The organism is Ectopseudomonas khazarica (genome assembly GCF_017915135.1).
Taxonomy (GTDB): Bacteria; Pseudomonadota; Gammaproteobacteria; order Pseudomonadales; family Pseudomonadaceae; genus Aquipseudomonas; species Aquipseudomonas khazarica.
The window spans coordinates 433567-457201 of sequence record NZ_CP068551.1; the positions used below are offsets into that span (position 1 = coordinate 433567).

Annotated in this window: 25 protein-coding genes and 1 riboswitch; of the genes, 15 read left to right on the plus strand and 10 right to left on the minus strand. The window is 64.3% G+C overall.

Annotation, left to right across the window (positions count from 1 at the left end; all coding sequences use genetic code 11):
- Nucleotides 1–30: 30 nt before the first annotated feature.
- Entirely contained in the window at nt 31–1422 is a 1392-nt protein-coding gene (gene ahcY / locus JLK41_RS02040) for an adenosylhomocysteinase (RefSeq protein ID WP_037050104.1), read from the minus strand.
- A 23-nt stretch (nt 1423–1445) separates the two neighbouring features.
- Nucleotides 1446–1538: riboswitch (S-adenosyl-L-homocysteine riboswitch) on the minus strand.
- A 183-nt stretch (nt 1539–1721) separates the two neighbouring features.
- Here ahcY and JLK41_RS02045 point away from each other — a divergent pair.
- From JLK41_RS02045 to JLK41_RS02055, 3 genes are all read left to right on the plus strand, one after another.
- Nucleotides 1722–2111, plus strand: a complete 390-nt coding sequence (locus JLK41_RS02045; RefSeq protein ID WP_150607671.1) for an acyl-CoA thioesterase — start codon at nt 1722–1724, stop codon at nt 2109–2111.
- A 223-nt stretch (nt 2112–2334) separates the two neighbouring features.
- Entirely contained in the window at nt 2335–3924 is a 1590-nt protein-coding gene (locus JLK41_RS02050) for a methyl-accepting chemotaxis protein (RefSeq protein ID WP_037050099.1), read from the plus strand.
- Between the two features lie 110 nt (nt 3925–4034).
- Nucleotides 4035–4481, plus strand: coding sequence for a c-type cytochrome (locus JLK41_RS02055; RefSeq protein WP_037050097.1), 447 nt, complete (start codon nt 4035–4037; stop codon nt 4479–4481).
- Here the strand turns inward: JLK41_RS02055 and JLK41_RS02060 are convergent.
- The 4 genes from JLK41_RS02060 to JLK41_RS02075 form a co-directional block, all read right to left on the minus strand.
- Complete coding sequence (locus JLK41_RS02060) at nt 4475–4870, minus strand: DUF1090 domain-containing protein (protein ID WP_037050094.1); 396 nt, start codon at nt 4868–4870, stop codon at nt 4475–4477. The genes JLK41_RS02055 and JLK41_RS02060 overlap by 7 nt on opposite strands.
- Nucleotides 4871–5148: 278 nt before the next feature.
- The gene (gene metK, locus JLK41_RS02065; RefSeq protein WP_037050092.1) at nt 5149–6339 is read right to left on the minus strand and encodes a methionine adenosyltransferase; all 1191 of its coding nucleotides are present in this window, start codon (nt 6337–6339) and stop codon (nt 5149–5151) included.
- Nucleotides 6336–7340, minus strand: coding sequence for an ArsR/SmtB family transcription factor (locus JLK41_RS02070; RefSeq protein ID WP_037050090.1), 1005 nt, complete (start codon nt 7338–7340; stop codon nt 6336–6338). The genes metK and JLK41_RS02070 overlap by 4 nt, the downstream gene beginning before the upstream one ends.
- Before the next feature lie 45 nt (nt 7341–7385).
- The gene (locus tag JLK41_RS02075; protein WP_210390233.1) at nt 7386–8294 is read right to left on the minus strand and encodes a LysR family transcriptional regulator; all 909 of its coding nucleotides are present in this window, start codon (nt 8292–8294) and stop codon (nt 7386–7388) included.
- Between the two features lie 111 nt (nt 8295–8405).
- Here JLK41_RS02075 and JLK41_RS02080 point away from each other — a divergent pair, with 111 nt between their 5' ends.
- The 7 genes from JLK41_RS02080 (at nt 8406) to fba (ending at nt 15863) form a co-directional block, all read left to right on the plus strand.
- Nucleotides 8406–9560, plus strand: a complete 1155-nt coding sequence (locus tag JLK41_RS02080) for a TDT family transporter (RefSeq protein WP_210390234.1) — start codon at nt 8406–8408, stop codon at nt 9558–9560.
- Between the two features lie 99 nt (nt 9561–9659).
- The gene (gene tkt / locus JLK41_RS02085; protein ID WP_210390235.1) at nt 9660–11660 is read left to right on the plus strand and encodes a transketolase; all 2001 of its coding nucleotides are present in this window, start codon (nt 9660–9662) and stop codon (nt 11658–11660) included.
- Between the two features lie 118 nt (nt 11661–11778).
- Nucleotides 11779–12846 carry an erythrose-4-phosphate dehydrogenase gene (gene epd / locus JLK41_RS02090; protein WP_037050082.1) on the plus strand — a complete coding sequence of 356 codons (1068 nt, stop codon included), beginning with the start codon at nt 11779–11781 and terminating at the stop codon, nt 12844–12846.
- A 4-nt stretch (nt 12847–12850) separates the two neighbouring features.
- The gene (locus JLK41_RS02095; protein WP_210390236.1) at nt 12851–14014 is read left to right on the plus strand and encodes a phosphoglycerate kinase; all 1164 of its coding nucleotides are present in this window, start codon (nt 12851–12853) and stop codon (nt 14012–14014) included.
- A gap of 112 nt (nt 14015–14126) precedes the next feature.
- Nucleotides 14127–14321, plus strand: coding sequence for a hypothetical protein (locus JLK41_RS02100; RefSeq protein ID WP_037050078.1), 195 nt, complete (start codon nt 14127–14129; stop codon nt 14319–14321).
- 9 nt (nt 14322–14330) lie between these two features.
- Nucleotides 14331–14651 carry an MliC family protein gene (locus JLK41_RS02105; protein WP_210390237.1) on the plus strand — a complete coding sequence of 107 codons (321 nt, stop codon included), beginning with the start codon at nt 14331–14333 and terminating at the stop codon, nt 14649–14651.
- A gap of 147 nt (nt 14652–14798) precedes the next feature.
- The gene (fba, locus tag JLK41_RS02110) at nt 14799–15863 is read left to right on the plus strand and encodes a class II fructose-bisphosphate aldolase (protein ID WP_037050072.1); all 1065 of its coding nucleotides are present in this window, start codon (nt 14799–14801) and stop codon (nt 15861–15863) included.
- Nucleotides 15864–16034: 171 nt separating this feature from the next.
- On the opposite strand, the gene JLK41_RS02115 is transcribed toward fba, so the two are convergent.
- The 3 genes from JLK41_RS02115 to JLK41_RS02125 are packed head-to-tail and all read right to left on the minus strand — an operon-like array spanning nt 16035 to nt 19273.
- Nucleotides 16035–17072 (minus strand): TRAP transporter substrate-binding protein, encoded by a 1038-nt coding sequence (locus JLK41_RS02115; RefSeq protein ID WP_210390238.1) that lies wholly within the window; start codon nt 17070–17072, stop codon nt 16035–16037.
- A gap of 57 nt (nt 17073–17129) precedes the next feature.
- Nucleotides 17130–18263, minus strand: coding sequence for an aromatic ring-hydroxylating oxygenase subunit alpha (locus JLK41_RS02120; protein ID WP_210390239.1), 1134 nt, complete (start codon nt 18261–18263; stop codon nt 17130–17132).
- 41 nt (nt 18264–18304) lie between these two features.
- Nucleotides 18305–19273, minus strand: a complete 969-nt coding sequence (locus JLK41_RS02125; protein ID WP_210390240.1) for a PDR/VanB family oxidoreductase — start codon at nt 19271–19273, stop codon at nt 18305–18307.
- A gap of 67 nt (nt 19274–19340) precedes the next feature.
- Here JLK41_RS02125 and JLK41_RS02130 point away from each other — a divergent pair, with 67 nt between their 5' ends.
- The 5 genes from JLK41_RS02130 (at nt 19341) to JLK41_RS02150 (ending at nt 22761) form a co-directional block, all read left to right on the plus strand.
- The gene (locus tag JLK41_RS02130) at nt 19341–20234 is read left to right on the plus strand and encodes a helix-turn-helix transcriptional regulator (RefSeq protein WP_244976465.1); all 894 of its coding nucleotides are present in this window, start codon (nt 19341–19343) and stop codon (nt 20232–20234) included.
- Between the two features lie 111 nt (nt 20235–20345).
- Nucleotides 20346–20573: a hypothetical protein gene (locus JLK41_RS02135; RefSeq protein WP_210390241.1), complete on the plus strand. Its 228-nt coding sequence runs from the start codon at nt 20346–20348 to the stop codon at nt 20571–20573.
- A gap of 69 nt (nt 20574–20642) precedes the next feature.
- Entirely contained in the window at nt 20643–21110 is a 468-nt protein-coding gene (locus tag JLK41_RS02140; protein ID WP_210390242.1) for a hypothetical protein, read from the plus strand.
- A gap of 13 nt (nt 21111–21123) precedes the next feature.
- On the plus strand, nt 21124–22224 hold the full coding sequence (locus JLK41_RS02145; protein ID WP_210390243.1) for a PQQ-dependent sugar dehydrogenase: 1101 nt from the start codon (nt 21124–21126) through the stop codon (nt 22222–22224).
- Nucleotides 22225–22272: 48 nt separating this feature from the next.
- Nucleotides 22273–22761: a YgjP-like metallopeptidase domain-containing protein gene (locus JLK41_RS02150; RefSeq protein WP_037050059.1), complete on the plus strand. Its 489-nt coding sequence runs from the start codon at nt 22273–22275 to the stop codon at nt 22759–22761.
- 8 nt (nt 22762–22769) lie between these two features.
- On the opposite strand, the gene JLK41_RS02155 is transcribed toward JLK41_RS02150, so the two are convergent.
- Nucleotides 22770–23003 (minus strand): DUF2789 domain-containing protein, encoded by a 234-nt coding sequence (locus JLK41_RS02155; protein WP_037050056.1) that lies wholly within the window; start codon nt 23001–23003, stop codon nt 22770–22772.
- Nucleotides 23004–23067: 64 nt separating this feature from the next.
- Entirely contained in the window at nt 23068–23550 is a 483-nt protein-coding gene (locus JLK41_RS02160; protein ID WP_037050054.1) for a GreA/GreB family elongation factor, read from the minus strand.
- Between the last annotated feature and the right edge of the window lie 85 nt (nt 23551–23635).

The following is a 23635-nucleotide window of genomic DNA, read 5'->3' on the forward strand; positions in this document are numbered from 1 at the left end:
CAGCTTGCGGCTTGCCGCTTGTGGCTGTGATCAGTAGCGGTAGGTATCGGGCTTGAACGGACCTTCCACGGTCACGCCGATGTAGTCGGCCTGCTGCTTGGTCAGCTGAGTGACCACGCCGCCGAAGCCCTTGACCATTTCCAGGGCCACTTCTTCGTCCAGTTTCTTCGGCAGCACTTCCACGGTCAGGCGCTCGGCTTTCTTCTCGGCGGAGAGATCGGCGAACTTCTGCTCGAACAGGAAGATCTGCGCCAGCACCTGGTTGGCGAAGGAGCCGTCCATGATGCGGCTCGGGTGGCCAGTGGCGTTGCCCAGGTTCACCAGGCGGCCTTCGGCCAGCAGGATCAGGTAGTCGTCGTTGGCGGCGTCGAAGCTGCCGGCGCCGGTGCGGTGGATCTTGTGCACCTGCGGCTTGACCTCTTCCCAGGCCCAGTTCTTGCGCATGAAGGCGGTGTCGATCTCGTTGTCGAAGTGACCGATGTTGCACACCACGGCGCGCTTCTTCAGCGCCTTGAGCATACCGGCGTCACACACGTTGACGTTGCCGGTGGTGGTGACGATCAGGTCGATCTTGCCCAGCAGAGCTGCGTCGACGCTGGCCTCGGTGCCGTCGTTGAGGCCGTTCTTGTACGGGGAAACCAGCTCGAAGCCGTCCATGCAGGCCTGCATGGCGCAGATCGGGTCGACTTCGGAAACCTTGACGATCATGCCTTCCTGACGCAGCGACTGGGCCGAGCCCTTGCCCACGTCACCGTAGCCGATGACCAGCGCCTGCTTGCCCGACAGCAGGTGGTCGGTGCCGCGCTTGATGGCGTCGTTGAGGCTGTGGCGGCAGCCGTACTTGTTGTCGTTCTTGCTCTTGGTCACGGCGTCGTTGACGTTGATCGCCGGGACTTTCAGGGTGCCGGCCTTGAGCATGTCGAGCAGGCGGTGCACACCGGTGGTGGTCTCTTCGGTGACGCCGTGGATGCGCTCGAGCATCTGCGGGTATTTCTTGTGCAGGATCTCGGTCAGGTCACCGCCGTCGTCCAGCACCATGTTGGCGTCCCACGGCTGGCCGTCCTTGAGGATGGTCTGCTCGATGCACCACTCGTACTCTTCCTCGGTCTCGCCCTTCCAGGCGAATACCGGGATGCCGGCAGCGGCGATGGCGGCAGCGGCCTGGTCCTGGGTGGAGAAGATGTTGCACGAGGACCAGCGCACTTCGGCGCCCAGGGCGGTGAGCGTCTCGATCAGCACGCCGGTCTGGATGGTCATGTGGATGCAGCCGAGGATCTTCGCGCCTTTCAGCGGTTGGCTGGCGGCGTACTTGCGGCGCAGGCCCATCAGTGCCGGCATTTCGGACTCGGCGATGATCAGCTCTTTGCGGCCCCAGTCGGCCAGGGAAATATCGGCGACCTTGTAGTCGTTGAAAGCGCTCATGCAGTAACTCTCCATTCGTTGTCTGCGAATGGGCGCCGTTGATGCGTTTGGATAACGCCCCGGGCGAGCCTGACAAAACCGCGTGATGCGGATCTGCTGCAGCGCCCCTCGACCGGGTGGCGGGAGCGACCGGAGCGGTGCCGGTCGCGTGTAACCGGCAAATTATAGCTGCCCGTGCGGCACAGCCCAAGGCTTTCCGTCGTATTTGCCCGGCTATCGAAACCATAGCCGTGCCTGCCACGACAGGCACGGTGACGGCGGTGCATGATGGTCGCCCAACCTGGCAAGGAGAACCATGCATGAATTTCCATACCCGCAAGTGGATCAAGCCTGAGGATCTCAACCCCAATGGCACCCTGTTCGGCGGCAGCCTGCTGAAGTGGATCGATGAGGAGGCGGCGATCTACGCCATCGTCCAGCTCGACAACCAGCGCGTGGTCACCAAGTTCATTTCCGAGATCAACTTCGTCAGTTCGGCGCGCCAGAGCGACATCATCGAACTGGGCATCACCGCCAGCGAGTTCGGCCGCACCTCGATCACCCTGCGTTGCGAAGTACGCAACAAGATCACCCGCAAGAGCATCCTCACCATCGACAAGCTGGTCTTCGTCAACCTCGGCGAGGATGGGTTGCCTGCGCCGCACGGCAAGACCGAGATCACCTACGTGAAGGACCGTCTCGGCGCCTAGGCGGCCCTGGCCTCGGCGCCACCAGCCGACAGTTCGGCGGAAATTCTCTCCGGCAGGCCATGCCTGCTGGAGAGTGATCTATGCTCCAGTCTGATCGTTCGATTGCAACCAGTGGAACGCCCCGCCATGGCGTTCCTCCCTCCGGTGCCAGGGTTCTGGTGCCGGGATTCCCAAGCCAGGGAGGGTTGGCGAGGTTCGCTTCTGCACGCGACAGGAGTTCGCCATGTCAGCTAGCGCCTTCTTTGATCAGCTTCTGCGCAGCATTGGCCTGCGTACGCTGAATCACCAGTTCCTGTTTTCCTATGCGCTGATGTTCGCCATGGCGTTCGTGGCGTCCGTCGCTCTCTATCTCAGCCTGTCGGTCTCTCCGGAAACGATCAACGTTGCCGGTGCGCAGCGCATGCTCAGCCAGAAAATGACCAAGGAGGCCCTGCTGATTCGCCAGGGGCAACTGGACATGGCGACACTGGAAGCCACCATGGCCCAGTTCGATCAGGCTCATCGCGATCTGCTGAGCGGTAATGAGCAGCGCAAGGTCGCGGTGCTGGCGACACCCGAGATCAGGGCGCAGATGCAAAAGGTCGGCGACTTGTGGCAAGCCTTCAGGGGGCCTCTGTTGCAGGCAGCGGGAGGGGATAGCGCTGTGGACATGAAACAGTTGGGCAAGCAGTCGGTCGACCTGCTGCGTGAGATGAACATGGCGGTTGGGCTGATGTCCGCGCATGTCGAGCGCTGGCAGCGCAGTCAGATGCTGTTGGCCTTCGGCTGCCTGCTCGGCATTCTGCTGCTGGTGGTGCTGGGGCGGCAGTTCGGTCTGCGGCCGCTGATGCAGAGTTTGCGCGAAGTGGAAGACTCACTGACCCGAGTAGGTTCTGGCGACTTCACCAAGACCCTCATGGGGAAGTTGAGCGACAACGAGATCGGTCGTATTTTCGCCGGCTACAACCGCATGCAGGCGCAGGTGCGCGAGCTTCTCGGTGAGGTCAAGGTCAGCGGCGAGCGTACCGCTGAAGACGTGCAAGGCGTGGTCGGCGCGGCGAATGTGGCCGGCGACGGTGTGCGTCAGCAGCACGAGGATATCGAGCAGGTTGCCACGGCCATGAATGAAATGAGTGCCACCGTCGCCCAGGTGGCGCGCCATGCTGCCGAGGCCGCGCAGTCGGCCCGGCACGCCGACAGTTGCGTACAGCAGGGACTTGGCGTGATCCAGCAAGGGGCCGACGAGGTGTCGAGGCTCGCCTCGCAGTTGATCCACAGCAGTGAGCAGGTGCAGCGCCTGGAGCAGGAAAGCAATGGCGTGGGGCGGGTGCTCGAAGTCATCACCGGGATTGCCGAGCAAACCAACCTGCTGGCGCTCAATGCCGCGATCGAGGCTGCTCGCGCAGGTGAAGCCGGACGTGGCTTCGCCGTGGTTGCCGACGAGGTGCGGACTCTGGCCAGCCGTACTCAACAGTCGACCGGAGAAATCCAGGCGATGATCCAGCGTCTGCAGAGTGGGGCGCGTGACGCCGTGGTGGCGATGCAGCAGAGCGCGGCCCTGGCCGAGGGCAATCTGACCAATATCCGTGAGGCCACCGATGTGCTCGGCACCATCGCGGGGGCGGTGGACAGCATCAATGTCATGAATGCTCAGATCGCCACGGCTTCCGAGCAGCAGAGCCAGGTCGCGCAGGACATCGATCAGCGCATCACTCACATTGCCGGGCTGGCTCAGCGTACTCAGGAGGAGGTCGAGCAGGTGGTCGGTGTCAGCACGATGATTCAGGGAGAAGTGCTGCGACTGAACCAGCAGCTCGAGCGTTTCAGTACCTGAACCTCCGCTGACCAGATGGCGCCTGGCGGGTGTTGCGACATCAGGTGCCTTGGCCTGGTGCTGGCAAGTGGCGATACTGGCACCCCTTTCTGCGCCTGGAACCTGTCGTCATGATGCTGAAGAAACTGCTGCTCGTCTGCGCCTGCATGGCGCTGGCCGCCTGTGGTGGTGTCGATCCCAACTCGCCGCTGGGCAAGCGTCAGGCCCTGTTCAAGGAAATGCTCAAGGTCAGCGAGGACCTGGGGGGCATGCTGCGGGGCCGTATTCCCTACGATGAGGCCGGCTTCATCACGGGCGCTGCCGAGCTGGACCGCCTGTCGCGCGAGCCCTGGCAGCATTTCCCGCAGGTGCGTGATGACGAGCGCAGCAAGGCCAACCCCGAGGTCTGGGAGCGCCAGGAGCAGTTCCAGAAGATGGCCCGTGATCTGGAGCAGACCACGGCGGCGCTGGTCCAGGCGACCAGCGCACCGCCGTTGCGCCGTTCCGAGCTCGAGCCAGCCGTGCAGGCGGTGGAGGACAGCTGCGAAGCCTGCCACAAGGCGTTTCGCGCCTACTGAGGCGAACGGGCTTCGGCTTCGGCCTGTTCCAGTTCGGCGCGGGCTTCGGCCAGCTTGGCCTGGCGCTTGCCGATCTTCTCCTGGTCGCCCTTGCCCATCGCGTCGCGCAGGTCCATCTCGCGCTCCTCGACCTCCTGGCGCGCGTCCTTCACATCGGCCAGGCGCTCCTGGCGCAGCGCGGCGTCATCGCAGTACGCCTCGACCTTGCCCAGTGCGCGCTGCAGGCCCAGCAGCTCGTGTGAGTGGCCGTTCTGGCGGGCGGCTTCGATCTTCTCCTGGATGACCTGACGCTTGGCGGCGCAGTCGCCGTCGGGTTTGGCGGCCAGGATGGGGGTGACGTTCAGTCCGGCGACCAGCATCAGGCCGAGAACGGTGGCTTGGCGAATCATGGTCTTTCCTCGTGAGTCTCTCTCTCGAAGTGACCGCCAATGGCTCACGAGGTTCGCGGTGCCGAGCCGCTCCCTTGATCAGGGTCAGTGATCCGCAGGTTTCTTCCGAATCGGCTGGCCGGCGCTGGGCCTGTCTCGCGAAACGAGGGGGCGAGGCGGCTCCTCGGGGGCAAGGGCCTGGGCTGAGCGTCTATCCTGTGGCGCCCCGAGTTTGCCCGGGTCAGGAACGAAAAAGCCCCGCACAGCCGAGGCTGGCGGGGCTTTTCTTCAGGCGCTGGTTACAGGCCGGCAGAGGCGCGCAGTGCCTCGATCTTGTCGGTACGCTCCCAGGTGAAGGTGGTGAAGCTGTCGTCGCCCACGGTCTTCTGTTCCGGGGTGCGGCCGAAGTGGCCGTAGGCCGCGGTGGCCTGGTACATCGGGTGGAGCAGGTCGAGCATCTTGGTGATGGCGTACGGACGCAGGTCGAACACCTCGCGCACCAGCTGGATGATCTTGTCTTCGGCGATCTTGTGGGTGCCGAAGGTGTTGATCGAGATGGAGGTCGGCTGGGCCACGCCGATGGCGTAGGACACCTGGATCTCGCAGCGGTCGGCGAGGCCGGCGGCGACGATGTTCTTGGCCACGTAGCGGCCGGCGTAGGCAGCCGAACGGTCGACCTTGGACGGATCCTTGCCGGAGAAGGCGCCGCCGCCGTGACGGGCCATGCCGCCGTAGCTGTCGACGATGATCTTGCGCCCGGTCAGGCCGCAGTCGCCCACCGGGCCGCCGATGACGAAGTTGCCGGTCGGGTTGATGTGGAACTGGGTGTCCTTGTGCAGCAGTTCAGCCGGCAGGCTGTGCTTGATGATCAGCTCCATCACCGCTTCGCGCAGGTCCTTCAGCGACACGTCCGGGTTGTGCTGGGTCGACAGCACCACGGCGTCGATGCCGACGACCTTGCCGTTCTCGTACTGGCAGGTGACCTGGGACTTGGCATCCGGGCGCAGCCACGGCAGCAGGCCGGACTTGCGGGCTTCGGCCTGGCGCTCGACCAGCGCGTGGGAGAAGCGGATCGGCGCCGGCATCAGCACATCGGTCTCGTTGCTGGCGTAGCCGAACATCAGGCCCTGGTCGCCGGCACCCTGGTCTTCCGGCTTGGAGCGGTCGACGCCCTGGGCGATGTCCACCGACTGCTTGCCGATGATGTTGAGCACGCCGCAGGTGGAGCCGTCGAAGCCGACATCGCTGCTGGTGTAGCCGATGCCGTTGATCACGTCACGGACGATCTGCTCGAGGTCGACCCAGGCGCTGGTGGTCACTTCGCCGGCGACAATGGCGACGCCGGTCTTGACCAGGGTTTCCACGGCCACGCGGGCGTGCTTGTCCTGGGTGATGATGGCGTCGAGCACGGCATCGGAGATCTGGTCGGCGATCTTGTCCGGATGTCCCTCGGACACGGACTCGGAGGTGAACAGGGAGTATTCGCTCATGGATGGATTCCTTTTGTGCCGTAACTGAAGGCCGCTCGCTCAAGGGGCTGGGCGAAGTGGCGTAACTGAATCTGAAAGCCGTTTTTCAGGCCGATGTACAGGCTCTCGCCGGGCAGCAGACCGGCGGCGCTGGCCCAGCGCGACAGATCCTCCTGCTCGAAGCCTAGCCAGAGATCGCCGCAGGCCTCGCGGGCCCAGCTCTGGTCGTGGCTGCACAGCTCGCTGATCAGCAGGCTGCCGCCGGGTTTTACGTGCCGTGCCAGCTGGCGGAAAGCCTCGGCCGGGGTGGCGAAGTGGTGCAGCACCATGTTGAGCACCACGCAGTCGGCTGCTCCATGCTCGCTCTGCAGGGCATCGCCGAGTGTCAGCGCGACGTTGTCCAGCCCCGCGCTGGCGCAGCGCTGGCTCGCCAGCTCGAGCATGGCCGGGCTGTTGTCCAGCGCCATGACCTGGGCGAAACGGCGCGCCAGCTCGGGGAGGAAGGCGCCGTCGCCCGGGCCGATTTCCATTGCCGTGGCGCCGGGGGCGAAGTGCAGGCTGTCGAGCAGGGCCAGCAGGCTGTCGCGGTACTGCGGCAGGCCGGCGATCAGGTCCTGCTGGGCCTGGAAGTTGCTGGCCATGCGCGCGAAGAAGTCGCGGCTGACAGTGGCGCGCTGCTGGTGTACCGCGGCAATCCGCGCTTGCCTGTCGGTCGGCACGGGTAGCTCGTCGACATCTTCCAGCAGTGCGGCGTGCAGACGCCCGTTGGGCAGCGCACGGCGATAGAAGATCGCGTTGCCTTCGCGGCGGGTGGCCACCAGGCCGGCCTGGGCCAGTACCTTGAGGTGATGACTCATGCCCGACTGGCCCATGGCGAAGATCTGCGCCAGTTCCAGCACGCCGAACGAGTCGTTGCTCAGCGCGCGCAGCACGTTCAGGCGCAGCGGATCGCCGCCGGCCTTGCACAGGGCGGCGAGCTCGTCGCAGGGGTCGAATTCCAGCTGGGATGCGCGCAGGGTCATGGTGGCGCAGTCTAGTCGGTCATTTTTCATACAGCAACAGCAATATCAAAATATTTTGATATTGCTGTCCGGTTGCTCCGTGGCGGCGCTCAAGGCCAGGAAGGCCGCGGGTGCCGGGCTCAGGCTGGCGCCCTGGCGCCAGAGCACGTGCAGGTCGCGCTCGATCTGCAGGTCCTGCACCTGGAGGTGGCGCAATTCGCCGCTGGCCAATTCGCGCTCGACGATGCGCTGCGACAGCCAGGCGATGCCCTGGCCGTCGGCGAGCAGGCGCTTCAGGGCCTCGGTGCTGCCGATGGCCATACTGGCCTCGGGCTCCAGGCCGTGGGCGCGATAGGCCTGCTCGATGCTGACCCGCGCGCCGGAGCCGGGTTCGCGCATGTACAGCGGGTAGCGCTGCAGCATGCGCGCGGCCAGTCGACCGCTGCTGGCCAGTGGGTGATGGGGCGCCACGACCGGCAGCAGGGCGTCGCGCGCCAGCAGCCGGTGGGCGTAGTCGCTGCGGACGAACGGCCCTTCGACGAAACCCAGGCTGACCAGGCCCTCGTCCAGCTGACGGGTCACCACGTCGGTGTTGCTCACCTCCAGGCTGACGAAGATCTGCGGGTGCAGGGTGCGGAAGCGGCTGATCAGCGATGGCAGCAGGTAGGAGCCGAGCGTGGCGCTGGCGCCCAGGTTCAGTTCGCCCTGGCCGAGCTGGGCGAAGTCGCGCAGGTCGCGCTCTGCGGCGCGCTCCAGGTTGAAGATGCGCTGGGCGTAGTCGAGCAGGCGCCGGCCCCCCTCGGTCAGTTGCACGCCGCGCGGCTGGCGGTCGAACAGGCGCAGGTCGAGGCTGGCTTCGAGGTCGCGTATCTCGCGGGTGACCGCCGGCTGGCTGATGTGCAGACGCTCGGCGCCCGCGCTGATGCTGCCGGCTTCGGCGACGGCGAGGAACACCTTGAGGTGGTGGAGGTTCATGGCATATCCATGCATAGAAGGTATGCCATGGATGCTGAATATGTATTTTTCATATGGCAAGCCGGTTCTTAACCTTGTCGGCGTCACTCATGTCACGGGACCACCCGATTCATGTCGCGCCCTTTCAGTCGTTTACCCGAACCGCTCGCCTTCATTCGTCACTTCACGCCCAACTGGTTCGCCATGACCATGGGCACCGGCGTTCTGGCGCTGGTGCTCGCCCATCTGCCCTGGCATCTGCCGGGCCTGGTCATGCTGGCGGAGGGGCTGTGGTTCTTCGCCGTCGGTCTGTTCGTCCTCTTCAGCCTGTTGTTCCTGCTGCGTCTGGCGCTGTTCCGCGACACGCTCTGGCCCATGCTGCTGCATCCGGTGCAGTCGATGTTTCTCGGTGCCATCCCCATGGGCATGGCGGTGCTGATCAAGGGGCTGCTGCTGTTCGGCGTGCCGCGCTGGGGCGAGGGCGTCTATGCGCTGGCGCATGCGTTGTGGTGGCTGGACGCGGTGCTGGCATTGCTCGGTGCGCTGCTCGTGCCCTATCTGATGTTCACCCGTCAGCATCATGCGCTGGAGAAGCTCACCGCAGTCTGGCTGCTACCGATCGTCGCACCCGAGGTGGCGGCCAGCGCGGCGGGCGCCCTGGCCCCTCATCTTTCCGCCGCCAACGCGCAGCAGCTGCTGGCGGCCGGCTTCGTGCTCTGGGGGATGTCGCTGTCGCTGGCCTTCTCGCTGATCACGCTGGTGCTGCTGCGCCTGGCGCTGCACAAACTGCCGGATACCGACTTCGCTGCCACCAGCTGGTTACCGCTGGGCCCGCTGGCCACCGGCTGCCTGGGCCTGCTCAGCATGGGGCAGGCGGCGCCGCTGGCATTCGCCGGCACACCCCTGGCCGGCGCCGCGGAGCTGGCGCGTGACCTCGGCCTGGTCGGCGGCCTGGCGTTGTGGGGCGCGGGCCTGTGGTGGCTGGTGATCGCCACGCTCTTCACCCGTCACTACATTCGCGACAACATGCCGTTCAATCTCGGCTGGTGGGGGTTCACCTTCCCGCTGGGGGTGTTCGCCCTGGCCACCTTCGAGCTGCAGGCGCTGACGGGCCTGGCCTTCTTCAGCTTCGCCGGTGTGGTGCTGGCCCTGCAGTTGCTGGGCGTGTGGTGCCTGGTATTCAGTCGCACACTGGCCGGCGTCTGGCATGGCGAGCTGTTCCAGGCGCCTTGCCTGGGTGGGCCGGGCAGCCCTGCGGTGGGGGTTCTCAGCGAACGCGTCGGCTGAGTCGACGGATCTACGACCATCTGTCATTGCCCCGCGGGGTGCGGCTGGGCGAAAATAACCGCCTTTTTCCGTGAACAGCCCCCCGCAGGAGATTCAGCGATGCCCAGCCGTCGTGAGCGAGCCAATGCCATTCGTGCCCTCAGCATGGATGCCGTGCAGAAAGCCAACAGCGGCCACCCCGGTGCCCCCATGGGCATGGCGGACATCGCCGAAGTGCTGTGGCGCGACTTTCTGAAGCACAACCCGCAGAACCCGAACTTCGCCGATCGTGACCGCTTCGTGCTGTCCAACGGCCATGGTTCGATGCTGATCTACTCGCTGCTGCACCTGACCGGCTACGACCTGTCGATCGACGATCTGAAGAACTTCCGTCAGCTGCACAGCCGCACTCCGGGCCACCCGGAATACGGCTACACCCCGGGTGTGGAAACCACCACCGGCCCGCTCGGCCAGGGCATCGCCAACGCCGTCGGCTTCGCCATCGCCGAGAAAGTGCTGGGCGCGCAGTTCAACCGTGACGGTCACACCATCGTCGACCACAACACCTATGTGTTCCTCGGCGACGGCTGCATGATGGAAGGCATCAGCCATGAAGTCTGCTCGCTGGCCGGCACCCTCGGTCTGGGCAAGCTGGTCGCGTTCTATGACGACAACGGCATCTCCATCGACGGTGAGGTCGAAGGCTGGTTCACCGACGACACGCCGAAGCGTTTCGAGGCCTATGGCTGGCAGGTGATCCGCAATGTCGACGGTCACGACGCCGAAGAGATCAAGATGGCCATCGAGACCGCGCGCAAGAGCGTGGACCAGCCGACCCTGATCTGCTGCAAGACCACCATCGGTTTCGGTTCGCCGAACAAGGGCGGCAAGGAAGAGTGCCACGGTGCGCCGCTGGGCAATGACGAAATCGCCCTGACCCGCGCCAACCTGGGCTGGAACCACGGCCCGTTCGAAGTGCCGGCCGAGATCTACGCCGAGTGGGACGCCAAGGCCGCCGGTGCTGCCGCCGAAGCCGCCTGGAACGAGAAGTTCGCCGCCTACACCGCCGCCTTCCCCGAGCTGGCTGCCGAGTTCAAGCGCCGCATCGCTGGCGAGCTGCCGGCCGACTTCGCCGAGAAGGCCGCCGCCTATGTGCGTGAAGTGGCCGAGAAGGGCGAGACCATCGCCAGCCGCAAGGCCAGCCAGAACGCACTGAATGCCTTCGGCCCGCTGCTGCCGGAGTTCCTCGGTGGCTCGGCTGACCTGGCCGGCTCCAACCTGACCCTGTGGAAGGGCTGCAAGGGCGTGTCCGCCGAGGACGCTTCCGGTAACTACATGTTCTATGGCGTGCGCGAGTTCGGCATGAGCGCGATCATGAACGGTGTCGCCCTGCACGGCGGCTTCGTGCCCTATGGCGCGACCTTCCTGATCTTCATGGAATACGCCCGCAACGCCGTGCGCATGTCCGCACTGATGAAGCAGCGCGTGCTGTACGTGTTCACCCACGACTCCATCGGTCTCGGTGAGGACGGCCCGACCCACCAGCCGATCGAGCAGCTGGCCAGCCTGCGTGGCACGCCGAACCTCGACACCTGGCGCCCGGCCGATGCGGTCGAGTCCGCCGTGGCCTGGAAACACGCCATCGAGCGCGCCGACGGCCCGTCCGCCCTGGTGTTCAGCCGCCAGAACCTGCCGCACCAGGCACGTGATGCCCAGCAGCTGGCCGATGTCGCCCGCGGCGGCTACGTGCTCAAGGACAGCGCTGGCGAGCCGGAACTGATCCTCGTTGCCACCGGCTCGGAAGTCGGCCTGGCCATGCAGGCTGCCGCCAAGCTCGAAGAGAAGGGTCGCAAGGTGCGCGTGGTGTCGATGCCGTCGACCAGCGTGTTCGACCAGCAGGATGCTGCCTACAAGCAGTCCGTGCTGCCGGTCGAGGTGGGTGCGCGTATCGCCATCGAGGCCTCGCATGCCGACTACTGGTACAAGTACGTGGGCCTGGAAGGCCGCATCATCGGCATGACCACCTTCGGTGAGTCGGCGCCGGCTGCCGCCCTGTTCGAAGAGTTCGGCTTCACCGTCGACAACGTCGTTGCCACGGCTGAAGAGCTGCTCGACGCCTGAACCGCTGACTCCCCTCCGCCGCGTGCGGGGGGCTGAGGGGAGAGGGTCGCGTTGCCGCTCTCTCCCCAGCCCTCTCCAGTGAACGGCAGAGGGAGTCGCCACGTTATCGAGATCGCCCATGTCCAATCGCCCTTTTCGCGTCGCCCTCAACGGCTACGGCCGCATCGGTCGCTGCGTGCTGCGCGCGCTGCATGAGCGCGGCGATGGGGCGAGCCTGGAAATCGTCGCCCTCAATGACCTGGCCGATCAGGCCAGCATCGAGTACCTGACCCGTTTCGACTCCACTCATGGGCGTTTCCCGGGTGAGGTGAAGGTCGACGGCGATTGCCTGCACATCAACGGCGACTGCGTGAAGGTGTTGCGCCAGAGCGAGCCGGAAGCGATCGACTGGGCCGCGCTGGATATCGACCTGCTGCTGGAGTGCTCCGGGCAGTACGTCACCCGTAGCGAGGCGCAGCGTTTCATCGCTGCCGGTGCGCCACGCGTGCTGCTGTCGCAGCCGATGGCCGGTGAGGCGGATATCGACGCCACCATCGTCTACGGGGTCAACCAGGATGGCCTCGATGGCAGCGAGCGCCTGGTGTCCAATGCGTCCTGCACCACCAACTGCGGCGTGCCGCTGCTGAAACTTCTCGACGAGGTGGTGGGTCTGGAGTACGTCTCCATTACCACCATCCACTCGGCGATGAACGACCAGCCCGTGATCGATGCCTACCACCACGAAGACCTGCGCCGCACGCGCTCAGCCTTCCAGTCGGTGATCCCGGTGTCCACCGGCCTGGCGCGCGGTATCGAGCGTCTGCTGCCGGAGCTGGCCGGGCGCATCCAGGCCAAGGCCATCCGTGTGCCGACGGTCAACGTGTCCTGTCTCGACATCACCCTGCAGACCGCGCGCGACACCTCCGCCGAGGAAATCAACCGCGTGCTGCGCCAGGCGGCGGAAAGCGGCCCGCTCAAGGGGCTGCTGGCGTATACCGAGCTGCCGCATGCCAGCTGCGACTTCAATCATGACCCGCATTCGGCCATCGTCGACGGCAGCCAGACCCGCGTGTCCGGCCCGCGCCTGGTCAACCTGCTGGCCTGGTTCGACAACGAGTGGGGTTTCGCCAACCGCATGCTCGATGTCGCCGAACATTTTCTTGCTGTATCCACCTCCTCTGTACAACCAGCCCCCGTGAAGGACTGATGCCATGACCGTTCTGAAGATGACCGACCTCGACCTCGCCGGTAAGCGCGTGCTGATTCGCGAAGACCTCAACGTCCCGGTGAAGGATGGCGTGGTCAAGAGCGACGCGCGCATCCTCGCTTCCCTGCCGACCATCAAGCTGGCGCTGGAAAAAGGCGCGGCCGTGCTGGTCTGCTCGCACCTGGGCCGTCCGGAAGAGGGCGTCTACAGCGAAGAAGACAGCCTGGCACCGGTGGCGGCCTACCTGAGCAAGGCGCTCGGCCGCGACGTGCCGCTGGTCAAGGACTACCTCGGCGGTGTCGAGGTCAAGGCTGGCGAACTGGTGCTGCTGGAGAACGTGCGTTTCAACAAGGGCGAGAAGAAGAACCGCGACGAACTGGCCCAGCAGTACGCGGCCCTGTGCGACGTGTTCGTGATGGATGCCTTCGGCACCGCCCACCGCGCCCAGGGCTCGACCCATGGCGTGGCCAAGTTTGCCAAGGTCGCCTGTGCCGGCCCGCTGCTGGCGGCCGAGCTGGACGCCCTGGGCAAGGCCCTGGACAAGCCGGCCCGCCCGATGCTGGCCATCGTCGCCGGTTCCAAGGTGTCGACCAAGCTGGACGTGCTCAACTCCCTGGCCGATATCTGCGACTCGCTGATCGTCGGCGGCGGCATCGCCAACACCTTCCTCGCCGCTGCTGGCCTGCCGGTGGGCAAGTCGCTGTACGAGGCCGATCTGGTCGACACCGCCAAGGCCATCGCCGCCAAGGTCAGCGTGCCGCTGCCGGTCGACGTGGTGGTGGCCAAGGCCTTCGCCGAAGATGCCGAGGCCACGGTCAAGGCCGTCGCCGACGTGAGCGAGGACGACATGATCCTCGACATCGGCCCGCAGACCGCCGCGCAGTTCGCCGAGATGCTCAAGGCTTCGCAGACCATCCTGTGGAACGGCCCGGTCGGCGTGTTCGAGTTCGACCAGTTCGGTAACGGCACCAAGGCCCTGGCCCTGGCCATCGCCGACAGCGCAGCGTTCTCCATCGCCGGCGGTGGCGACACCCTGGCGGCCATCGACAAGTACGGCGTGGCCGAGAAAATCTCCTATATCTCCACCGGCGGCGGTGCCTTCCTCGAGTTCGTCGAGGGCAAGGTCCTGCCGGCCGTCGAAGTGCTCGAGGCGCGCGCCAAGGCCTGATGCGGCGCGTCATGGGTGTGGCCCTGCTAGGATGAAAGGCGAATCCCGTTTCTGCTCCGGTTAAACCCTGGGCGAATCGGGTTGTCCGATTCCTCGAGCAAGGAGCAAGGCCATGGTCAGGTGGATGCTGCTGGGTATTGTCGGTGTGCTGTTGGGCGGTTGTGCGGGGGATCCCCATACGGCCCGCGAAAAGGCCTGTCGGGTGTTCAGCCCGGCGCAGATCGAAACGCCCAGCAGCCAGGGCAGTGGCAGTATCGACGGACAGAGCGGCGCCAATGGTGGAATGCCCAGCCAGCGTTGTGATTGAGGAGGGCGAATGAACAGTGCAGGGAAAGTGGGATTGCTCAGCGCCATCCTGTTGCTGACGGCGTGCGCCGGGCAGCCGGCGGCGAGTGATCGCTGGATCAGCTGGATCTGTGACAACAAGACCGAGGTGCTCTGGCGCCCGGCAGGTGAGGACGCCATAGATCTGCGTCTGGGCGGCAGCGACATCGCCCACCGCCTGAGGCTCACACCCTCTGCCTCGGGGGCGCTGTACAGCGATCCGATGCTGGCCTTCCACACCAAGGGTGATGAGGGGCTGGTCTACCGGGTTGGCACCGAGCAAGTGGTCGGTCGCGGCTGCAAGCCGCGCTGAGTAGCGAGAACTTTGCAACACCGCGCGGTCATCTCGCCGCGCGCAGCGGAAGTGGGCGACGCGTCCCTTCCGGATTACTTGAACAACGCCGGCCCCTGCGGCAGGCTTGCACGATTAACGACCTCCAAACCGGGAGACAGTAACACCATGGCACTTATCAGCATGCGCCAGATGCTCGACCACGCCGCCGAATTCGGCTACGGCGTGCCGGCCTTCAACGTCAACAACCTCGAGCAGATGCGCGCCATCATGGAAGCCGCCGACAAGACCGATTCGCCGGTCATCGTCCAGGCGTCCGCTGGTGCCCGCAAATACGCCGGTGCGCCGTTCCTGCGCCACCTGATCCTGGCTGCCATCGAAGAGTTCCCGCACATCCCGGTGTGCATGCACCAGGATCACGGCACCAGCCCTGACGTCTGCCAGCGCTCGATCCAGCTGGGCTTTTCCTCGGTGATGATGGACGGCTCGCTGAAAGAAGACGGCAAGACGCCGGCTGACTACGAGTACAACGTCCGCGTGACCCAGCAGACCGTGGCATTCGCCCACGCCTGCGGTGTGTCTGTGGAAGGTGAGCTGGGTTGCCTGGGCAGCCTGGAAACCGGCATGGCGGGTGAAGAAGACGGCGTTGGCGCCGAAGGTGTTCTGGATCACAGCCAGCTGCTGACCGACCCGGAAGAGGCCGCCGACTTCGTCAAGAAGACTCAGGTCGACGCCCTGGCCATCGCCATCGGTACCAGCCACGGCGCCTACAAGTTCACCAAGCCGCCAACCGGTGACGTGCTGTCGATCGAGCGCATCAAGGAAATCCACAAGCGCATCCCCAACACCCACCTGGTGATGCACGGTTCCTCGTCCGTTCCGCAGGAATGGCTGAAGGTGATCAACGAATTCGGCGGCGACATCAAGGAAACCTACGGTGTGCCGGTCGAGGAAATCGTCGAGGGCATCAAGCACGGCGTGCGCAAGGTCAACATCGACACCGACCTGCGTCTGGCCTCCACCGGTGCCATGCGCCGCATGATGGCCGAGCACCCGAGCGAGTTCGACCCGCGCAAGTTCTTCGCCAAGACCATCGTCGCCATGCGTGACATCTGCATCGCCCGCTACGAAGCCTTCGGCACCGCCGGCAACGCCTCCAAGATCAAGCCGGTCTCCCTGGAAGGCATGTTCCAGCGCTACGCCAGTGGCGAGCTGAACGCCAAGGTCAACTGATCGGCGACGGGCACGAGCCCGTCACGTTCAGCCGCGACCGCGCAAGCGTCGCGGCTGAGGCTCTGATCCCAAACACCCCGCAAAGGCGAAGCTTTTGCGGGGTGTTTCATTTCGAGGGGCGCGTCATCGTTGGCTGCGTCGCTGCGAGTGGATCATGGCAAGGGCTTTGGTTCAGTAACTCTGGCCGTTGGCCTTGGCGATGTCGCGAAGGGTGTTGGCCAGCCAGGTGCCGTTGATTCCTTTTTCATCTCCTTCGCTCGACCAGGCCTCGGTCACTCGTTGACCAGCTTCGCGCATCTGCAGGTAGTCGGTATCGTCGATCGTGGTGAGCGTCGCCCCCTTGTCGCGCACCACTTGGCGGGCACGTGCCGCTTCCCTGTCCCAGCTCGCGCCGAACGTGGTGGAGAGCGACAAGCCGCTGTTGCGGTCGATCACCGCGCGAAGGTCATCCGGTAGTTGCTCGTAGCGCTGTTTGTTCATCAGGAAGCTGAGCAGTGTGGTGGAGAAGATTGGCTGGCCGTTCATCGGCTCGGAGTGAAAGCGAGTGATTTCATCGAGTTTCAGCGCAGGTACCACTTCCCAGCCCACCAGCGCTCCGTCGATCACACCTTTGGACATCGACTCGGTCATCTGTGCCGGCGGCATGCTGACGGGAGTGGCACCGAGAGAGTCGAGCAGGCGCGAGGTCATGCGCGTCGAGGCGCGCAGCTTGGCACCCTGGAAGTCGGCAAGCGAGGCGATATCCCTCTTGCTGTTGTGCAATTGCATGCCGCCATCGCTGTGCAGGGCAAGTACCTTGTAATCGGTGTAATCGTCTTTCAACGCCTGCTCATAGAACTCCCAGATGATCTTGGAGCCGAGTTCGCCATTGGCCGGCAGCATGAATGGCAGCTCGACGGCCTCGCTGCGTGGGAAACGGCCGGTTGCGTAGCCTGGTGCCGTCCAGACTATGTCCGCCACACCTCGGCGAACCTGGTCGGGCAGCTGCGCTGGAGTTCCTCCCAATTGCATTGACGGGTAGATCTGACACCGGAGGCGGTTGTCCGATTCTTGTGCGATCTTGTCGCACCAGGGCTGGATCACGCTGCGCTGAGCGTTGGAAACCGCAGGAAGGAAATGAGCGACTTTCAGCGTTACGGTCTCGGTTGCCAGGCTGGCGGAGGCAACGGCGCTGAGGGCAAGCAAGGAAAGGATTTTTAGGCATTTCATGGCGTGGTCTCTCTTTTTGTTCTAATCGGAAGCCAGTGGTCTGCGTGCAAGAGTGAATCAGGGCCGGAACTGTTCGGAAGATCCGGCTACCCGAGGTGTGGAGCGAGCTGCCGCTTCCAGCGCTGCGCGTCGCTTGAGGTAAACGCGCATGGCCACGGCCGGAGCATCGCTGGCCACGGAAATCTCGTAGTGATTCTCGTCGACATCGCCAATCACTTCTTCCAGCGTCCCGAGCCCCTCGACGTCCTCCTCGAAGGCTGCGAACAGTTGCTCGTGCATGAATTCGCCCAGTGCATGATCCTCCTGGGCGAAGTCACGTCCGTGGATGATGTGGTAGTGCATCGTGTGTTCCGTCTCTGGGGTAAGAACATGGGCTGTATGGATGTGGAAGATCGGGCGGCTGTGCTCTGGTAACGCTGTATCGTAAAAGGTGACGCTGACCCTGTGCAGAGCAGGGCTGATGAACTCCGAGGTGACGATGCGCGCGGCGGTTGGACCCTCTATCTTGGTGGTCTTGGCCCAGACCGCCGGCAGGGTAGTGGGCACGACACGACGAATCAGCTTGTAGTGGCCCTCCTCGATATCCAGATCGAAGGGGGCGCTGGCATAGTCCGGCGTACCGATGGTGTTGGCGTGGAGGAACTGCAGATGCGTCAGGTCGAGCAGGTTTTCATGCATGCTCACGTAGTTGCCTGGATGGTGGAAGTAGCCTGACGAGCACTCCCATGTAGGATCGGCTGTCCAGGGCTGGTCAGGGATTCGGCTGTCGTCGGCGAGTCGCGTATCGCCCATCCAGATCCAGAGCAGCGGGCCACGTTCGACCAGTGGGTAGGTACGAATACCGATTCCCCGGGGACAGGCTTTCTGCGAGGGCACCTCGATCAGCTCACCACGCTCGCTGTAGCGAAAACCATGGTAGTTGCAGACGATGGTGTCGCCGTCCAGGGTGCTCTTGGAGAGCGGGTATGAGCGATGCACGCAGCGATCATCCATCGCTATCGCCGTACCTTCCCGGGTGCGGTACATCAGTATGCGCTTGCCCAGCAAGGTACGGGGTAGCAGTTCGCGGCCGACATCAGCGGCAAAAGCGGCCACGTACCATTCGTTGAATACGAACGGCGTGTCTCGGGTGGCCATCTGGCTAGCCGCCTTGCGTGAGCTGAGGATTAGATTTTCAGCAGGCAGAGTCATGGTTGGAGTCTCCGTTTGGGCCACCTGGGTGGCGGTAATGGTCAGAGATCGAGTTCTAGCGAGGGGCCCAGAGCACGGGAAACACAGATCATCATGCACGTGCCTGCTGCCCGTTCCTCTTCGGAGAGCACATGGTCGCGGTGGTCCGGTGTGCCGGCGCAGACGGTTGTCTCGCAGGTGCGACAGATGCCGGCACGGCAGGAAAAGGGCGCCTCGACGCCATTTGCTTCCAGCGCGTCAAGAATGCTTTGGTCGTCCGATACCTGGATGGATCTGCCAGTGCGCCGCAGCACGACCTCGAAGCCTGCGCTGCCAACCACTTCTGGCTGTGGCAGCTCGGGTGGCGTGAACCACTCGAAATGCACGCGGTTGGCAATTGTCGAGCTAGCGCTCTTGACTGCTTGCATCAGCGGCTCGGGGCCGCAGCAGTAAAGTTGTTCATCGTCTTCAAGCGAGGTGACCAGCGTGCCCACTGGCAGGTGCGCGCCCTGGTGTTCGTCCGTGAAGTGAAAGTGTGTGCGCTGAGGGTCGAGAGCCAGTAGTTCTTCATAGAAGGCGGCGCGGGTGCGATTGCGTGCTGCGTATACAAGTCGCCATTCCTTGGCATGTCGCACACACCAGCGAATCATCGAGAGGATCGGTGTGATACCGATGCCACCAGCGACGAAGCAGTAGCGCGATGCCTCTTCATCGAGTGGAAAATTGTTGCGTGGCCCGTTCACCACCAAGGTGTCGCCCTGACGCAGTGACTCATGAATGAAGCGTGAGCCACCGCGTGTTTCCTGCGCGAGGCCAACAGCGATTACATAGCGATGTCGCTCCGCAGGGTCGTTGAGCAGTGAGTAATGGCGGATCTTTCCGTTGCGCAGCTGCAGTTCTAGATGCGCACCCGGCGTAAAGGGCGGCAAGTCGCAGCCGTCGAGGGATGCGAGTTCGAAGGCAAGTACATCTTTGGCTTCGGCGCGGACATGCTCCACCCTCAGCACCAGGCTTTCGGTTACGTTGCTCATTGTTCTTGTACCTGTTCGTCAGCCCAGGCAGCGGGCTTGCTGTCGTTCAGGTTATCGACTTGATCGGATGTCTCTGCCCCCCGAGAGGTGGACAGGTGCAGCTGGCGTCAGAGCGGATGTGGACGCAGAATGCCGTTACCTGCCGAACACCTCAGGAGGGACTACGATGATCGACGTCTGGTCGTCCACCGGCACGGCGCCAGGGCTTGACCTGCAGCGGTTCGTCGAACTCACAGGCCTGATGGGCAGTGAGCGCTTTTCCTCGTCACTGCTCGATTGCCTGGATTACTGGGTGAGTTCCCAGCATTTCTGTGTCATGCGCATGGACCTGCCGCAGCCGAGCATGCTGATGGCCGGCACCCGTCATCATGACTCACGGCTGGTCTGGCGTTGCTGGCATGCCTATGCGCAGCAGTTCCACAGTCACGACCAGCTGTTTTCACGCATGCAGGGTGAGCAGCGACATGATGGCGCGGTTCTGCTTGGCCACATTCTTGCGGAGGACATCCAGTTCGCTCCGTACCGGCAGAACGTCTACCTGCGCAACGGCATGAGCGAGCGCCTGTCCGGTCTTTCCTGGGACGACCAGGGCGTACCGGTGCTGTTCAACCTCTACCGTCATCATGAGGCCGGCTACTTTCCGGATGATGAGATTGAGGCATTCGAACAGCTGACGCCCATTGTGCTGCAACTGCTGCGCGGACATCTGGCAATGAGTCGTCGCGTAGAGCACGCCGGCGACTGGCGGCAGGTATTGCTGCGCCAGAGCCCACAACTGACGGAGCAGGAGCTGGAGGTCTGCATGCGGCTGCTCCAGGGCATGACCCATGCTGGAATCGCAGTCGATCTGGGGCTGAAGGAGAGTACGGTCAAGACCTATCGCAATCGGGCCTTCGACCGCCTGGGCATCAATTTTCGCAATCAGCTGTTTGCTCTGGTGCAGGGCAAGATCCTTCGTTGATGTGGGGGGCGTCTTCAGTCGGCCGATCAGCGCTTGTCGTTGGCGAAAGCAGGTTGCCACTGGAAAACGACGTGGTGCCATTCGCGATGCTTGGCACCAGGAATGAGTGCCATGTCGCTGCAGCGCAGGCGGCCAAGCCGCGCCACGGCGGGCTGGCAGCACGGCACCAATACGGCGGTGCTGATGGCTGGTGCAGCGTACGGCGCGGTCATGGCGGCAGGAGTCATTGCTCGTTCTGAGCGCTGCCTGCACTCGCGGCGCGATTTTGTTGCGGCATCCTGGTCGGTTACATGGCCACCGTTTGCCATGCAGGTCGGCGCATCAGGTAAAACCCTGTAAAACACCCAGGCCGATGCAACGGGCGGCCTACGCCATAATTCGGGCACTGCCGTTCCGGAAACCTCGTTCATGCCGCGCCTGCTGCTCGCTTTCGCCCTCGCTGTGCTGCTGACCAGCGCCTTTGCCTCGATCTTTCAGACGCAGAGCAATCTCGCGGCCCTGCAAGCGCTGGGGGCGCCCGTGCCGCTCGATGTGCGCCTCGGCACCACCTGCCTGGATCTGCTCGGTTTTGCCCCCACTTTCGCACTGCTGGCAGGGCTGGGTTTTGTCGTCGCCCTGCCGCTTTCGCTCTGGCTGGCGCGGCGCCTGCCGTCGTTGCGCTGGGCCATTCTCGTCGTGGCAGGCGCCACTGCGATCTGGCTGGCGCTGGCCCTGGCCAACACCCTGGCGCCCATGCCGACGCTGATCGCCGCTGATCGCCATCCCCTGGGGACCCTGGCCCTGATGGCCTGCGGCAGTGCCGGCGCGTTGCTGTTTGGCCTGCTGGGCCGGCGGGTGCGCTACCGGACGCAGCCGACTACTTCCGATACTCAGTGACAAGGCGCTGCCCATGTTGAACAGCTTCCGCGTGCTGGCGCTCGGCGCCTTGTTCGCCAGCGCACCGCTGGCCGCGCACGATTACCGCATCGAAACCTTCAGCCAAGGGCTGGAGCACCCCTGGTCGATGGCGTTCCTGCCGGATGGCCGCCTGCTGGTCACCGAGCGCGTCGGCCGCCTGCGTATCGTCGAGGCCGATGGCCGGCTCGACCCCGAGCCGGTAGCGGGCGTGCCCGAGGGGTTCATCGCCGCCCAGGCCGGCTTGATGGAGGTGGCGCTGGATCCGGACTACAGCGCCAACCGCTGGCTTTACCTGACCCACGCCCAGGGTTCACTGGAGGCCAACAACACGCGCCTGATACGTGCGCGCATGGTGGATGGCGAGTTGCAGGATCTCGAGGTGCTGTTTACCGCCCAGCCGCTCAAGGCCGGCGCCGCGCATTATGGCGGACGCATCGCCTTCCTGGCGGACAACACGCTGGTATTGACCCTCGGTGATGGTTTCGACTGGCGTGAGCAGGCGCAGAATCCCGCCAACCACCTCGGCAAGATCGTGCGCCTGAACCGTGACGGCAGCGTGCCGCAGGACAATCCGTTGCTCGGGCAGCAGGGCGCGGCGCCGGAGATCTACAGCCTGGGCCATCGCAATGTGCAGGGCATCTTCTTCGACGCCGAGCAGGGGCGCCTGTACAGTCACGAGCACGGCCCTCGCGGTGGCGACGAACTCAATCTGATCGAGCCGGGCGGCAACTACGGTTGGCCGCTGGCGACCTTCGGTGTCGACTACACCGGCGCCAGGGTCAGCCCCTACACCGAGCTGCCGGGGCTGGTCGCACCGCTGCTGCACTGGACGCCATCGGTCGCGCCGTCGAGCCTTATGCTCTACCGCGGTGAGTTGTTTCCCGACTGGCAGGGAGACCTGTTCGCCTCGACGCTGGCCGAGCGCAGCGTACGGCGCATCCGCCTGCGCGATGGCATGCTGGCTGGCGAGGAGGTGCTGTTCGAGGAACTGGGCGAGCGTATCCGCGATGTCCGCAGCGGGCCTGACGGGGCGCTCTACCTGCTGACCGACAATCCGCAGGGGCGGATACTGCGCGTACTGCCGAGCGAATAGGCGGGCATCCGTTACACTGGTGCTCCAGTCACGCGTGGGGCGGCATCATTGAAGTATCTACAGGGTTATCCGGTCGAGTTACAGCAGCAGGTCCGCCAGCTGATCGCCGATGACCGCCTGGGCGGCTACCTGGCGCAGCGCTATCCCGGACGCCATGACGTACAGAGCGACAAGGCGCTCTACGGTTATGTGATGGCGCTCAAGCAGGAGCACCTGAAGAACGCGCCCGGCATCGACAAGGTGCTCTATGACAATCGCCTTGATCTCACCCATCGTGCCCTGGGGCTGCATACGGCGATCTCGCGGGTGCAGGGCGGCAAGCTCAAGGCCAAGAAGGAAATCCGCGTGGCCTCGCTGTTTCGCGATGCCGCACCAGTCTTCCTGCAGATGATCGTGGTGCATGAGTTGGCGCATCTGAAGGAGGCCGAGCACAACAAGGCCTTCTACAAACTCTGCGACTACATGCTGCCCGGCTACGCGCAGATCGAGTTCGACCTGCGCATGTACCTCACCTGGCGCGAGATGAGCGGCACCTAGTTCACGCGTCAGCCGCGCAGGCGCACGTTCAACTGATCGACTACCTCCGCCCAGTCGGCGTCTTCGAGGATCTCCTCGCGCAGGAAGGCCGACTGTGCCGGGGTCCAGAACGAGGCGTCCGCCAGCTTGCGCTCAGCGGGGAGTGGCGCGTGGGTCCTGATGAAGGCGTCGATGCTGGCGCTGTCGTCGGCCAGACCGAGTTGTTTGAACAGCGAAGACAGGTCGTGAACAGGCGGTTCCATGCTGAGCTCCCGGACGGTGGTGGCTATAAGGTTCTCTACCAACCCTAGCCCAGATAGTTCCCCGTCACTCGACGCTCAGCACCTCGAAATCCTGTGCCGCGCCGGCCATTGGTACGCTGATCTGGTCGCCCGGCACCTTGCCCAGCAAGGCGCGGCCCAGTGGCGCGGCGCTGCCGAGCACCTGAACCGTCTGGCCGGCATGCTGCAGCTTCATGCTGGCGCCCTGGGGGCCGAGAAACAGCCAGCGCACCTGGTCATGCGCATCGAGCAGCTGGACCAGTGCCCCCAGTTCGACGCCCTGGTTCTCGTCGAAGGGCCGCAGGCGCAGCTGGCGCCAGGTGATCAGTGTCTGGCGCAGCTCCTCGACGCGGCGTGCCTGGCCACTGGCGAGGTAGGCTGCTTCGAGGCCCAGGGTGTCGTACTTGTTCTCGGCGACATTCTCTTCATGGGTAGCCGTTTCGTGGGCGCTCAGCGCCGCCTGGTGGGCCTGCTCCAGGTCAGCCTGCAGATGCGTGAGCACCTGTTGCAGCAATAGGGTCTTGTCCATGAACGATTTCGAGTCGGATGTTGACGGCATTCGGTAGTGGCGATTGTAGGGCGAATCGGCCCCGCTGCCGTATCTCGTGTCATGT

What these genes read in the sequence shown, in the direction of transcription:
- ahcY (WP_037050104.1), bottom strand. Translation starts at nt 1,422, where the DNA reads ATGAGCGCTTTCAACGACTACAAGGTCGCCGATATTTCCCTGGCCGAC.
- JLK41_RS02045 (WP_150607671.1), top strand. Translation starts at nt 1,722, where the DNA reads ATGAATTTCCATACCCGCAAGTGGATCAAGCCTGAGGATCTCAACCCC.
- JLK41_RS02050 (WP_037050099.1), top strand. Translation starts at nt 2,335, where the DNA reads ATGTCAGCTAGCGCCTTCTTTGATCAGCTTCTGCGCAGCATTGGCCTG.
- JLK41_RS02055 (WP_037050097.1), top strand. Translation starts at nt 4,035, where the DNA reads ATGATGCTGAAGAAACTGCTGCTCGTCTGCGCCTGCATGGCGCTGGCC.
- JLK41_RS02060 (WP_037050094.1), bottom strand. Translation starts at nt 4,870, where the DNA reads ATGATTCGCCAAGCCACCGTTCTCGGCCTGATGCTGGTCGCCGGACTG.
- metK (WP_037050092.1), bottom strand. Translation starts at nt 6,339, where the DNA reads ATGAGCGAATACTCCCTGTTCACCTCCGAGTCCGTGTCCGAGGGACAT.
- JLK41_RS02070 (WP_037050090.1), bottom strand. Translation starts at nt 7,340, where the DNA reads ATGACCCTGCGCGCATCCCAGCTGGAATTCGACCCCTGCGACGAGCTC.
- JLK41_RS02075 (WP_210390233.1), bottom strand. Translation starts at nt 8,294, where the DNA reads ATGAACCTCCACCACCTCAAGGTGTTCCTCGCCGTCGCCGAAGCCGGC.
- JLK41_RS02080 (WP_210390234.1), top strand. Translation starts at nt 8,406, where the DNA reads ATGTCGCGCCCTTTCAGTCGTTTACCCGAACCGCTCGCCTTCATTCGT.
- tkt (WP_210390235.1), top strand. Translation starts at nt 9,660, where the DNA reads ATGCCCAGCCGTCGTGAGCGAGCCAATGCCATTCGTGCCCTCAGCATG.
- epd (WP_037050082.1), top strand. Translation starts at nt 11,779, where the DNA reads ATGTCCAATCGCCCTTTTCGCGTCGCCCTCAACGGCTACGGCCGCATC.
- JLK41_RS02095 (WP_210390236.1), top strand. Translation starts at nt 12,851, where the DNA reads ATGACCGTTCTGAAGATGACCGACCTCGACCTCGCCGGTAAGCGCGTG.
- JLK41_RS02100 (WP_037050078.1), top strand. Translation starts at nt 14,127, where the DNA reads ATGGTCAGGTGGATGCTGCTGGGTATTGTCGGTGTGCTGTTGGGCGGT.
- JLK41_RS02105 (WP_210390237.1), top strand. Translation starts at nt 14,331, where the DNA reads ATGAACAGTGCAGGGAAAGTGGGATTGCTCAGCGCCATCCTGTTGCTG.
- fba (WP_037050072.1), top strand. Translation starts at nt 14,799, where the DNA reads ATGGCACTTATCAGCATGCGCCAGATGCTCGACCACGCCGCCGAATTC.
- JLK41_RS02115 (WP_210390238.1), bottom strand. Translation starts at nt 17,072, where the DNA reads ATGAAATGCCTAAAAATCCTTTCCTTGCTTGCCCTCAGCGCCGTTGCC.
- JLK41_RS02120 (WP_210390239.1), bottom strand. Translation starts at nt 18,263, where the DNA reads ATGACTCTGCCTGCTGAAAATCTAATCCTCAGCTCACGCAAGGCGGCT.
- JLK41_RS02125 (WP_210390240.1), bottom strand. Translation starts at nt 19,273, where the DNA reads ATGAGCAACGTAACCGAAAGCCTGGTGCTGAGGGTGGAGCATGTCCGC.
- JLK41_RS02130 (WP_244976465.1), top strand. Translation starts at nt 19,341, where the DNA reads ATGTCTCTGCCCCCCGAGAGGTGGACAGGTGCAGCTGGCGTCAGAGCG.
- JLK41_RS02135 (WP_210390241.1), top strand. Translation starts at nt 20,346, where the DNA reads ATGTCGCTGCAGCGCAGGCGGCCAAGCCGCGCCACGGCGGGCTGGCAG.
- JLK41_RS02140 (WP_210390242.1), top strand. Translation starts at nt 20,643, where the DNA reads ATGCCGCGCCTGCTGCTCGCTTTCGCCCTCGCTGTGCTGCTGACCAGC.
- JLK41_RS02145 (WP_210390243.1), top strand. Translation starts at nt 21,124, where the DNA reads ATGTTGAACAGCTTCCGCGTGCTGGCGCTCGGCGCCTTGTTCGCCAGC.
- JLK41_RS02155 (WP_037050056.1), bottom strand. Translation starts at nt 23,003, where the DNA reads ATGGAACCGCCTGTTCACGACCTGTCTTCGCTGTTCAAACAACTCGGT.
- JLK41_RS02160 (WP_037050054.1), bottom strand. Translation starts at nt 23,550, where the DNA reads ATGGACAAGACCCTATTGCTGCAACAGGTGCTCACGCATCTGCAGGCT.